The 11,742-nt window shown below is 63.9% G+C and carries 8 protein-coding genes; 5 read left to right on the forward strand and 3 right to left on the reverse strand.

Features of this window, described 5'->3' with window-relative positions; all coding sequences use genetic code 11:
- Positions 1-48: 48 nt before the first annotated feature.
- Positions 49-2,670 (reverse strand): type I DNA topoisomerase, encoded by a 2,622-nt coding sequence (topA, locus tag CAK78_RS14090; RefSeq protein ID WP_094697669.1) that lies wholly within the window; start codon positions 2,668-2,670, stop codon positions 49-51.
- Between the two features lie 361 nt (positions 2,671-3,031).
- On the opposite strand from topA, the gene astB reads away from it, so the two are divergent.
- On the forward strand, positions 3,032-4,369 hold the full coding sequence (gene astB / locus CAK78_RS14095) for an N-succinylarginine dihydrolase (protein ID WP_005303281.1): 1,338 nt from the start codon (positions 3,032-3,034) through the stop codon (positions 4,367-4,369).
- 226 nt (positions 4,370-4,595) lie between these two features.
- Here astB and sohB read toward each other — a convergent pair whose 3' ends face one another.
- On the reverse strand, positions 4,596-5,603 hold the full coding sequence (gene sohB / locus CAK78_RS14100) for a protease SohB (protein WP_094697670.1): 1,008 nt from the start codon (positions 5,601-5,603) through the stop codon (positions 4,596-4,598).
- 234 nt (positions 5,604-5,837) lie between these two features.
- On the opposite strand from sohB, the gene CAK78_RS14105 reads away from it, so the two are divergent.
- Together CAK78_RS14105 and CAK78_RS14110 are read left to right on the forward strand one after the other, a co-directional pair.
- Entirely contained in the window at positions 5,838-6,593 is a 756-nt protein-coding gene (locus CAK78_RS14105) for a YciK family oxidoreductase (RefSeq protein WP_094697671.1), read from the forward strand.
- 117 nt (positions 6,594-6,710) lie between these two features.
- The gene (locus CAK78_RS14110; RefSeq protein WP_010633255.1) at positions 6,711-7,595 is read left to right on the forward strand and encodes a LysR family transcriptional regulator; all 885 of its coding nucleotides are present in this window, start codon (positions 6,711-6,713) and stop codon (positions 7,593-7,595) included.
- A 65-nt stretch (positions 7,596-7,660) separates the two neighbouring features.
- Here CAK78_RS14110 and CAK78_RS14115 read toward each other — a convergent pair whose 3' ends face one another.
- Positions 7,661-8,881: an MFS transporter gene (locus CAK78_RS14115; RefSeq protein WP_094697672.1), complete on the reverse strand. Its 1,221-nt coding sequence runs from the start codon at positions 8,879-8,881 to the stop codon at positions 7,661-7,663.
- 161 nt (positions 8,882-9,042) lie between these two features.
- Between CAK78_RS14115 and CAK78_RS14120 the strand changes: the two genes are divergently transcribed.
- On the forward strand, positions 9,043-10,179 hold the full coding sequence (locus CAK78_RS14120) for a MalY/PatB family protein (RefSeq protein ID WP_094697673.1): 1,137 nt from the start codon (positions 9,043-9,045) through the stop codon (positions 10,177-10,179).
- Between the two features lie 261 nt (positions 10,180-10,440).
- Positions 10,441-11,742: TAXI family TRAP transporter solute-binding subunit (locus tag CAK78_RS14125; RefSeq protein ID WP_094697674.1), on the forward strand; the 1,302-nt coding region annotated here is incomplete at its 3' end.

Here is an 11,742-nt window from a genome sequence, read left to right on the forward strand (position 1 = left end):
AGGCCCCTGCGAGGGGCCTCTTTCAACATAGTGTGGAGTTGTGCGCAATCACGCCTTCTTCGACTTGGCCAGGCTCTCCTGCCACTTGCCGTTGTCGTAGTGCGCCGTCCAGCCGGTCGCCTTGCCGTTGACCTCGGTCATCACGTACTGCTCCTTGGTCTTGCGACTGAAGCGCACGACGGCGGCGTTTCCGTCAGGATCTGACGCCGGGGCATCGGCCAGGTACTGGTGCTTGGGCGACAGGCGCTCCTTGAAGCGCTTGAGCTCTTCCACCAGCGGCGCACGAGTCTCGCGCGACTTGGGGAAGTTGCTGGCGGCCAGGAACAGGCCGGCGGCCCCGTCACGCAGCACGAAGTGAGCGTCGGACTGGGTGCATTTCAGCTCCGGCAGCGGCACCGGATCTTCCTTCGGCGGCGCAATATCACCGTTTTTCAGGATCTTGCGGGTGTTCTTGCAGGTGTCATTGGTGCAACCCATGTACTTGCCGAAGCGGCCGTTCTTGAGCTGCATCTCGGAGCCACAGCGGTCACACTCGATGCTCGGCCCTTCGTAGCCCTTGAGCTTGAACTGGCCTTTTTCAATTTCGTAGCCGTCGCAATCCGGGTTGCGGCCGCAGACGTGCAGCTTGCGGCTGTCGTCGATGATGTAGGCATCCATGGCGGTGCCGCACACGCCGCAGCGGTGCTTGGCGCGCAGCGCCTCGGTCTCGGCCTCGTCACCGTCGGTGGCGGAGACGAACTCGTCGGCGGAGACCAGGTTGATGGTCTTCTTGCAGCGCTCTTTGGGCGGCAAGGCGTAGCCGGAGCAGCCGAGGAAGACCCCGGTGGTGGCGGTACGAATGCCCATCTTGCGGCCGCAATCCGGGCAGTCGATGTCGGTCAGCACCATCTGGTTGGCACGCATGCCCCCCTCTTCCACCGGCAGATCCGCTTTTTCCAGCTCCTGGGTGAACTCGGCGTAGAAGGCATCCAGCACCTTCTTCCACTCCAGGCTCCCCTCGGCGATGCCGTCGAGCTTGTCTTCCATCTTGGCGGTGAACTCGTAGTTCATCAGCTCGACGAAGTTCTCCACCAGCCGGTCGGTGACGATCTCACCCATCTTCTCGGCGAAGAAACGGCGGCTCTCGACCCGCACATAACCACGGTCGACGATGGTGGAGATGATGGAGGCGTAGGTGGATGGGCGGCCGATGCCGCGCTTTTCCAGCTCGCGCACCAGCGCCGCTTCGGTGAAGCGGGCGGGCGGCTTGGTGAAGTGCTGGCGCGGATCCAGCTTGACCAGTTTGAGCACCTCGCCGACGGTCACCGCCGGCAACTGGCTGTCTTCGCCCTTGCGGCCCATCGGCGGCAGCGCCTTGGTCCAACCGGCGAAGCGCAGGGTGCGGCCGCGCGCCTTGAGCTCGAACTCGCCCGCCTTGACGGTCAGGGTGGAGGAGTCGTACTGGGCCGGCGTCATCTGACAGGCGACAAACTGACGCCAGATGAGGTCATAGAGCCGCATGGCGTCGGGCTCCATCCCTTCCAGCATCTCGGCCGTCACCAGCACGCTGGAGGGGCGGATCGCCTCGTGGGCCTCCTGGGCATTGGCCTTGGCGCCATACAAATTCGGATCGCTCGGCAGGTAGGCGGCGCCATACTGCTCGCCGATGTATTCCCGCACCGCCTCGACCGCCTCTTTGCTGAGGTTGGTGGAGTCGGTACGCATATAGGTGATGTAACCCGCTTCATAGAGGCGCTGGGCCATCATCATGGTCTTCTTGACCCCGAAGCTCAGCCTGGTGGAGGCTGCCTGCTGCAGGGTAGAAGTGATGAAGGGGGCGGACGGCTTGGAGCCGGTCGGCTTGTCTTCCCGGTTCACCACCTTGTAGTCGACCCCTTCCAGGGCGGCCACGGCGGCGAAGGTCTCGGCCTGGGTCACCGGCTTGAAGTCGGCGCCGTTGCGGCTGACCACTTCCATCCGCAGATCGGCGTTATCACCGGTCAGCAGGTCGGCGTTGAGATCCCAGAACTCCACTGGCACGAACGCCTTGATTTCGCGCTCCTTGTCGACGATGAGGCGCACCGCGACGGACTGTACCCGGCCGGCGGAGAGGCCGCGAGCCAGCTTCTTCCAGAGCAGCGGGGAGACCATGTAACCCACCACCCGGTCGAGGAAACGACGGGCCTGCTGGGCATTGACGCGGTGAATGTTCAGCTCGGACGGCTGGGCGAACGCCTCCTGGATGGCGGTCTTGGTGATCTCGTTGAACACCACGCGCTTGTAGCGGCTGTCGTCACCGCCGATGATCTCGCGCAGGTGCCAGGCGATCGCTTCCCCCTCTCTATCCAAGTCGGTTGCGAGATAGATGGTGTCGGCCTTCTCGGCCAGACTCTGCAACTCGCTGACCACTTTTTCCTTGCCGGGCAAAATCTGGTAGTTGGCCTGCCAGCCTGCGGTCGGATTGATCCCCATCCGTGAGAACAGGGCATTGCGCTCCTTGGCAGCCTTTTCTGATTCGCTCAGCTTGATGCCGCGAATGACAGGTTTTTTGGGCTCGTTGCTGGCGCTGCCGCTGGTCGGCAGATCGCGCACGTGACCAACGCTGGATTTCACCACGTAGTCCTTGCCCAAATATTTGTTGATGGTCTTGGCCTTGGCCGGAGACTCCACTATGACCAGTGATTTGCCCATGCTGTAACTATTATCCTCATTGCACCCGACGGGGTTGGTGTGCGGTTTTGTGGGGCTGTATAAGAGATTTGACGGGAAAAAGCAATCTTGTGAGCAAATTTGCCCAGCAGCCCGAACCACCTTGCTTCTTTATTTATTAATGCGAAGCCGAGCCGCGGGAAGCAACCGCTTTTTTATTTTTATGCTATATCCACCCTCTTTTTATATTGGAAACGACATAACCAACCGCTCTTGTAACATAACAAACCAGTTTCGTTATCAGCTTGTTACAAAAGACAAAATCTCCTTATAATGGCTGCATCCCGCAGCATTGTGCGCGGAAGGAACCGCTACCCATATAAAAATCGAAAGGATGTACTCAATGAAGCACTTCGAGGTCAACTTCGACGGCCTGGTCGGCCCGACCCACAACTATGCCGGCTTGTCCTATGGCAACGTCGCCTCCCAGAACAATGCCAAGGAAGCGTCCAATCCAAAGGAGGCCGCCAAGCAGGGGCTGCGCAAGATGAAGGCCTTGACCGACCTCGGCATGGTGCAGGGGGTACTGGCCCCGCAGGAACGACCGGATCTCGCCACCCTACGTCGCCTCGGCTTCACCGGCAACGATGCAAGCGTCTTGGCCCAGGCCGCCAAACAGGCGCCCGCCGTGCTGGCCGCCTGCTACTCGGCCTCCAGCATGTGGACCGCCAACGCCGCCACCGTCTCCCCCAGTGCCGATACCCAGGATGGCCGCATCCACTTTACCCCCGCCAACCTGACCAACAAGTTTCACCGCTCCCTCGAGCCCGAGGTGACCGGTCGCATCCTGCGCGCCGTGTTCAACAACGACCGCCACTTCTACCACCATCAGCACCTGCCGGAGAACGACCACTTCGGTGACGAAGGTGCCGCCAACCACACCCGGCTGTGCCGCGCCTATGGCGAGTCCGGGGTCGAACTGTTCGTCTACGGCCGCAGCGCCTTCGATGTCTCCCAGCCCGCCCCCAAACGCTACCCGGCCCGCCAGACCCTGGAAGCAAGCCAGGCCATCGCCCGCCTGCACGGCCTGGGGGACGAGAGCGCCGTCTTCATCCAGCAGAACCCGGACGTGATCGATCAGGGGGTCTTCCACAACGACGTGATCGCGGTGGGCAACCAGAACGTGCTGTTCTTCCACCAGCAGGCGTTTCTCAACACCGCATCGGCGCTAGCCGAGGTGCGCACCAAGTTCGGTGACGGCGAGCTGCACTTTATCGAGGTGCCCACTGCCGAGGTGTCGGTGCAGGATGCGGTGAAATCCTATCTGTTCAACACCCAGATCCTGACCCTGCCGTCCGGCGAGATGGCGATCATCGCCCCCACCGAGTGCCGCGACAACCCGGCGGTGTCAGCCTATCTGGCCAAGCTGGTGACCCTGGGGACCCCGATCAAGGGGGTGCACTACATGGACGTGAAGCAGAGCATGAAGAACGGCGGCGGCCCCGCCTGTCTGCGACTGCGGGTCGCCATGAACGACACCGAGCTCGCCGCAGTCAACCCGGCCTGCCTCATCAACGACGGCCAGTTTGCCCGCCTGGACGCCTGGGTGGAGAAACACTACCGCGACAGCCTGGCGCTGGACGACCTGCGCGACCCGGCCCTGGTCATGGAGTCCCGCACCGCGCTGGATGAGCTGACCCAGATCCTGAAACTGGGCTCCGTCTACCCGTTCCAGCGCTAAGGCGCACCAACCCTATAAAAAAGAGAGCCGGGCAAGTGCCCGGCTTTTTGTTGCTCTTTGAACGGCTTCCTAGAACCTGTTTTCGAACTGTCGCGAGAGGTCGTCAGCAAGGTGAAGAGCAGCGCAGGAACCGGAGCGTATAGACATACATGAGCCTCCTGATTACAAACAAGCGAGCAGCACATGAGCCTTGATCACGACCTCGCAGTAAGGTCGGAACAGGTTCTCAGCGCCACGGTCCTTGCTGCCACAGCCGACCCAGACCGGATTCCAGCGCCACGGCAGCCTGCTGACCCAGCTTCTGGGTCAGGCTCTTGGGCTTGCTGTAGCGAATGCCGACCACCTTGTGCTGGCTGGCCTGGGCCAGCAGATAGTCATCGCTGGTGCAGAGGCTGTCCACCAGCCCGAGCTGCTTGGCCTGGCTCGCCAGCCAGTGCTCGCCTGTGGTGACCTTGTCGATGTCGAGGTTGGGTCTGTGCTCGGCCACGAATGCCTTGAAGCGCTCGTGGATGGCGCCCAGCTCCTCGCGAAACTTCTCGCGCCCCAGGTCGTCGTTCTCGCCGAACATGGTGATGGTGCGCTTGTACTGGCCGGCGGTGTGCATCTCGAACTCGATGTCGTGCTTTTTCAGCAGCTTGTTGAAGTTCGGCAGCTGGGCGATCACCCCGATGGAGCCGACGATGGCGAACGGTGCCGCCAGGATCTGATCCGCCACGCAGGCCATCATGTAGCCGCCGCTTGCCGCCACCTTGTCGATGGCCACGGTCAGCTTGATGTCACGATCCCGCAGCCGCTGCAGCTGGGAGGCCGCCAGACCGTAGCCGTGCACCACGCCGCCGCCGGATTCGAGCCGCAGCAGCACCTCGTCGCCCGGCTGGGCCACCCCTATCACGGCGCTCACCTCTTCACGCAGGGAGGCCACCTCCCTGGCATCCATGCTGCCGTGAAAATCGATGACGAACAGCCGGCTGCGGGCATCTTCGCTCTTGGCTCGCGCCTTGTGCTCAGCCTTGCGCGCTTTTGCCAACTGCTTGCGTTCCGCCTTGCCGGCCAATGCAGTCTGCAACTGGTGACGCCCCTGCTCCAGCTCGCTGGAGAGATCGGTGACCACCAGCTCCCCCTTGCGGGATTTGGGCTGACGGCTGCTCACCACCATCAGGATGACGGCGCCGATGGCGAGCAGTAGGGTAATGGTCTTGGCCAGGAACAGGCCGTATTCGGTCAAAAATGCCACTTGATGCTCCACTGGTGTGCCCCCCGGGGGGACGATTTTTTCACATTCTAGGGAGTTTGCCCGGTGCGCGCAAAAACTCTGCGTCAACCCGTCAGAAATGCCAATCGACAATCACAACCCCTCTGATTTATTCACATTTTTGCCATCTCATACTGGCCAAACGCCGTGCGGGATCAGTACACTTGCCCCTCTATTGCCGGGCACATCTGCCACGAATTGTTAACAGGAGTTGTCATGTTCGATTATCAGGCCCCCCAGGATCTGCTCAAGGACAAGGTCATTCTGGTCACGGGTGCCGGTGACGGCATCGGCCGCGAAGCGGCACTCACCTATGCGGCCCACGGCGCCACCGTGATCCTGCTCGGACGTACCAGCGCCAAGCTGGAAGCTGTCTACGACCAGATCGAAGCGGCCGGCCACCCGCTGCCCGCCATCGTGCCGGTGGATCTGAAGGGGGCGACCGCCGCCCACTATCGCGGCATGGCCGAGACCTTCGCCCAGCAGTTCGGCCGCCTCGACGGCGTGCTGTTCAACGCCGGCCTGCTCGGCACCCTGTCACCGTTCGAACACATCCAGGAGCAGGAGTGGGACGAGGTGATGCAGGTCAACGTCAAATCCGAATTCCTGCTGACCCAGGCGCTGCTGCCGCTCATCCGCCAGACCGCCAAGGAGCACGGCGATGCCTCCATCGTCTACACCTCCTCCAGCGTGGGTCGCAAGGGCCGCGCCTACTGGGGCACCTATGCCATCTCCAAGTTCGCCATCGCAGGCATGATGGAGGTGTTGGCGGACGAGCTGGAGAACACCTCGGTGCGGGTCAACACCCTCAACCCGGGCGGTACCCGCACCAAGATGCGGGCCAGCGCCTTCCCGGCCGAAGATCCGCAAACCCTCAAGACCCCGGCCGACCTGATGCCGCTCTATCTCTATCTGATGGGAGTGGACAGCAAGGGCAAAACCGGCCAGACCTTTGTGGCCCAGCCCAAATAAATCAACAAAATAACCCCAACCCTGCGCGGCATGGGGTTAAATTCAATAGGGTGCCGCCGGCACCCTGTTGCGAATATGGCAAGGCCCGTTCCATCCAGTCCCTTATCAGGTTGAGATATGTTTCGTCCCAAGAGCACGTTTGAGCAATGGCGGATCTTTCAGGCCGTGGTGGATTGTGGCGGCTACGCCCAGGCCGCCGAGGCGCTGAACAAGAGCCAGTCCTCCCTCAATCATGCGGTAGCCAAACTGCAGCAGAGTCTGGGGGTGGCCCTGCTGGAGGTGAGAGGGCGCAAGGCGGTGCTGACGCCGGCGGGGGAGATCTTCCTCAAACGGGCCCGTCAGCTCAGCCAGCAGGTGGAAGAGCTGGAGAACCTGGCCAACAACCTGGAGCGGCAGTGGGAGCCACAGATCAACCTCTATGTGTCAGTGATGCAGCCGCGCGAGCGGCTCTACCGGGCGCTGGCCCACTTCTACCCCCGCAGCCGGGGTTGCCGAGTCAATCTGCACGAGCGCATCCACTGCCACTTCAACGCCCTGCAGGTGGGGGATCTGATGCTCTCGGAGCACCTGCCCCATGATCGCACTGGCCTGCCGCTGGACGAGGTGTGTCTGCTGCCGCTCTGCGCGGCCGATCACCCGCTCGCCACCCAGGGCGGGGCCATTGCCGCCGAGGCGCTGGCCGGCCACAACCAGATCAGCCTTCACCCCCCCATTCACCGCTCGGTGGACTGGAACGATGCGGACGACACCGGCTGGAAGGCGACCCACTACCACGAGGTGATCGCCATGCTCAAGCTCGGCCTCGGCTATGCCTGGCTGCCCCGCCACCTGGTGCAGGAGGAGCTGGCGAGCGGCGAGCTGGTGGCGCTGGATCTGGCCGGTGGCAATGAGCGCCACCTCTATACCTATCTGCTGACGCCGTCGGCCGACGCCCTGGGCCCGGCCACCGAGCTGCTGCTGCGCTGCCTGCGCAACGAATATCAGGACGACAGCGACCGCTAGCCCGTACCCCCGCCGCCATCAGACATTGAGGCGGGCCGACCCGCTCGCCCCTCCCCCTTTCAGCTTCAGACGTTCGGCACCCGCCAGCAGGCGGCCAGTGCCAGCAGCGCCAGCCCCATCGCCACCATGAAGACCCCGTGGAAGCTCCAGATCTCCGCCACAGTCCCTGCTATCGCCCCCGCCATGATGGAACCGGTGCGGATGCTGTTGGCGAACAGGGTGGTCGCCACCCCGGCGCGGCCCGGCATCAGATCCTGGAAGTAGGACATGCCGATGCCGGCGACGATGCCGATGAAGATGGCGTTGAGCAGTTGCAGCGCAATGAGGGCATGCTGGCTCGACAGGGTCACCAGCCCCACGTAGAAGCCGACCCCGGCCAACACCGCCAGCAGCATCATGGGGCGCTTGCCAAAACGCTGGGTATAGTGACCCGCCAGCAGCATGAAGGGGCGCTTGCCAAAACGCTGGGTATAGTGACCCGCCAGCAGCATGAAGGGGATCTCGAGAGCCGCCGCCGTGCCCATCAGCACCCCGGCCAGCTTCTCCTCCAGCCCCAGCTCGCGGGTGATGTAGAGCGGCATGTTGATGAGATACATGCTGTTGCAGGTCCACATCAGGGTGGAGGCGATAAAGAGCGCGCGCACCGACGGATCCCGCCAGCTGCTGACCCGCTCCACCTCGCTGTCCATCACCGGCAGCGGCAACGAGGGCAGCCAGCGCCACACCACGAAGGCGCAGAGCAGATAGGCCAGTGCGGAGGCGAGGTACATCACCTCGAAGCCGTAGCCGATGGCCAGCGCGAAGGCTATGGGTGGCCCTATCACCCAGGCCAGCGAGAACTGGGCCCGCAGCACCGAGCTGAACATGTCGGCCCGCTTGTTGCGGCTGTCGGCGTATTCACGCGCCAGCGCAAACAGCTGGGGGCTGGCGGTCGCCGCCAGGCTCGCCAGCAGCACCCCCAGGCTCACCAGCAGCCAGTATTGCCGGTTCCAGGCAAACAGCAGGGAGAGCACCACACCGGCGAAGCAGCAGCGCAGGATCAGTCGCTTGCGATCCCCCTTGTTGTCGGAGCGATGGCCGAGCCACTGGCTGATGAGGATGCCGATCACCGCGTTGACGGTATAGAAGAGCCCCACCAGGAAGGGGCGCACCTGCACCTCCTCGGCCAGAAACAGGCTCAGGGTGGGCACCTGCAGCGCCACCGCCACCCCGGTCATGAAGGTCACAGCCAGAAAAGAGAGAGAGACGGGATCCGTCCTGTTGCGGGCAGCAGTCAACAAACGCATAGAATTACCACTGATTGGAGGGAAGAAAACTGGCCAAAATTCGGCAAGTGCATGAAATGGCGCCGCTTATTTTATGTCATTGTCAAGAGCCACCTCAAGGCTTGCGACCCCGTCCCCGACCCCGTACAGTGAAAGCCCACTGGCCAGCATAAGGATTTCACATGTTTGATTTTGACCGGGAAATAGATCGCAGCGGCACCATGAGCCTGAAATGGGACAAGTACAAGGGACAGGACGTGCTGCCCATGTGGGTCGCCGACACCGACTTCGTCTCGCCCCCTGCCGTCGTCGAGGCCCTCACCCAACGGGTCGCCCACGGCATCTTCGGCTACTCGCGCCCCTCTCCCCGGCTGATCGAACTCATCATCACGCGGCTGGCCAGCCGCTATGGCTGGACCATCCAGCCCGAGTGGCTCGTCTTCCTGCCCGGCGTAGTGCCCGGTCTCAACCTGGCCTGCAAGGCCTGGAGCCAGCACGGGCGCGGCATCATCACCCCCAAGCCGGTCTACTACCCCTTCCTGCAGGCGCCGGGCTTCAACGACCGGCCGCTGCTCACCGTGCCCATGGTGGAAGAGGCCGGTCGCTGGGTACTGGATATCGAGGAGCTGGAGCGCCAGGCGCCGGCGGCGGATCTGCTGCTGCTGTGCAACCCGCAAAACCCGGGCGGCACCGTGTTCACCCGCGAGGAGCTGCTGGCCATCGATGCCATCGCCGAGCGCCACAATCTGGTGATCTGCTCCGATGAAATTCACTGCGACCTGCTGCTGGACAAGGACGCCCGCCACATCCCCTACGGCGCCATCAGCCCGGCGGCGGCCGAGCGTTCGGCGGTGATGATGGCCCCGAGCAAGACCTTCAACATCGCCGGACTCTGCTGCGCCTTCGCGGTGGTGCCCAATGCCCGTCTGCGCCTCAAGCTGCAGCAGGCGATGCGCGGCATCAGCGCCGACGTCAACCTGCTGGGCTTCGTGGCGGCAGAGGCGGCCTATGAAGGGGGCGAACAGTGGCTCAGCGAACAGCTCGACTACCTGGCCGCCAACCTGGCGCTGATCGAGCAGGCGGTCGCCCGCTGGCCCGGCATCAAACTGGCGCGCCATCAGGCCACCTACCTCGCCTGGATCGACGTGAGCGCGTTGGGCTTGGACGATCCCATCGCCTTCTTCGAGCAGGCCGGGGTGGGGCTCTCCCCCGGCGCCCAGTTTGGTGACGGCCAGTTCGTGCGGCTCAACTTCGGCTGCACCCGGGCTCGCCTCGTCGAGGCGCTGGCCCGCATGGAGAAGGCCATTCTGGCGCGCTGATGACGCGCTTTCTCCCCCATGGCCTCACCATGCGGGCAGTGGCGGGGCCGGCAACAGCCGGCCCCGCAATATACTGAAGTCAGCCAGATCCGTATCCGAGCTCAATAGGGTATATTTTGGCGACATGCCGCCACGGCCCCACAACCCGGGATGTCGATGGCACTGAATAGGGCACACTGCCGCCGCCAGCAGCTGGCCGGCTTAATGCCAACCGGGATGGGGCTGACCCATCCTTTTTATCAGCCAATGATCCGGTTCACTATGTTCCAACGCGTCTTGCACCTTCTACCCATCCGGCTTCGCCGAGCCCTGCCCTTGCTGGCAGCGACCCTGGCCCTGCCCTTGCTGGCAGCGACCCTGGCCCTGCCCCTGCAGGCCGCCACCTATCTCACCATCGGTACGGGGCCGCTGAACGGCGTCTACTACCCGACCGGCGGCGCCATCTGCCGGCTGCTCAATGAAGAGAGCGGCAGCCACGGCCTGCACTGCTCGGTGCAGAGCACCTCGGGTTCCCTCGCCAACCTGAAAGCGCTGGCGCAGGGCAACATCCAGCTGGCGCTGGTGCAGTCGGACGTGCTGCATCACGCCACTCACGGCACGGGCCCCTTCCAGAGCCAGCCCCCCGCCGATCAGCTGCGCAGCCTCTACCGCCTTCATCAGGAGTCACTGACCCTGCTTGCCAGCGCCACCAGCAACATCAACACCCTGGCCGACATCGAGGGCAAGCGGGTCGATTTCGGGCCCCCTGGCTCCGGGGAGCGGGTCACCAGCCAGGCGCTGCTCGACGCCATGGGCTGGCAGGCCAAGAGCTTCGCCCCCCTCATCCCCGCCGCGGCCAGCAACCGGCTGGAGGGGCTCTGTGACGGTACTCTGGACGCCGCCTTCGTGGTGGCGGGCCACCCCAATCAGGCCATCGGCGATCTCACCGGCCGCTGCAAGGCGCGCCTCATCCCCATCGAAGGGGAACAGATAGACAGGCTGCTCAAGCAGCACCCCTACTATCAGCGCAGCCGCATCGGCGCCAACCTCTATCCGGGCCAGACCAGCGGGATCAATACCTTCGCCGTCACCGCCGAGCTGGTGGCGCTGGCCAGCCTGCCGGATAGCGAGGTGCGCACCGTGCGCGACGTGCTGAGCGGCCGGCTCAAGCAGTTCACCCGCCTCCACCCGGCACTGACCCAGCTCACCCTGGAGGGGATGCTGGGTGAGGCGGAAGTGCCGCGCCACGCCGGCATGGCGGATGCCCCGCCTGCCCTGCAGCCCGAGACCCTGAGCCCGGCAGCGGCCACCTCGGAGGCCCAGGCGACTTCAGCAGCGCAACCCACCGAAGTGGCACGCCCCGCCGGTGAGGACGCGAAGCAAGCTGCCGGCTCAACGGGCGCCCCCTCCCCGGAAGGCACGCCCGCCACCTCATCCGGGCAGACCCCTGGCGCCCTGCTGCCGACCCCCTCGGCAGCCACCGCCACCGAGCCGGGCGCGAGTAACGTGCTCGAAGGGGCTGCCGTGGAACAGGGCGGCAAGCTGACGGGCACGGCCGCGCCAAGCCCCTCTGCCGTGGTGAGC

Origin of the sequence: Aeromonas sp. A35_P, assembly GCF_002259925.1 — a bacterium.
Taxonomy (GTDB): Bacteria; Pseudomonadota; Gammaproteobacteria; order Enterobacterales; family Aeromonadaceae; genus Aeromonas; species Aeromonas dhakensis.

What these genes read in the sequence shown, in the direction of transcription:
- topA (WP_094697669.1), bottom strand. Translation starts at nt 2,670, where the DNA reads ATGGGCAAATCACTGGTCATAGTGGAGTCTCCGGCCAAGGCCAAGACC.
- CAK78_RS14115 (WP_094697672.1), bottom strand. Translation starts at nt 8,881, where the DNA reads ATGCGTTTGTTGACTGCTGCCCGCAACAGGACGGATCCCGTCTCTCTC.
- CAK78_RS14110 (WP_010633255.1), top strand. Translation starts at nt 6,711, where the DNA reads ATGTTTCGTCCCAAGAGCACGTTTGAGCAATGGCGGATCTTTCAGGCC.
- CAK78_RS14105 (WP_094697671.1), top strand. Translation starts at nt 5,838, where the DNA reads ATGTTCGATTATCAGGCCCCCCAGGATCTGCTCAAGGACAAGGTCATT.
- CAK78_RS14120 (WP_094697673.1), top strand. Translation starts at nt 9,043, where the DNA reads ATGTTTGATTTTGACCGGGAAATAGATCGCAGCGGCACCATGAGCCTG.
- astB (WP_005303281.1), top strand. Translation starts at nt 3,032, where the DNA reads ATGAAGCACTTCGAGGTCAACTTCGACGGCCTGGTCGGCCCGACCCAC.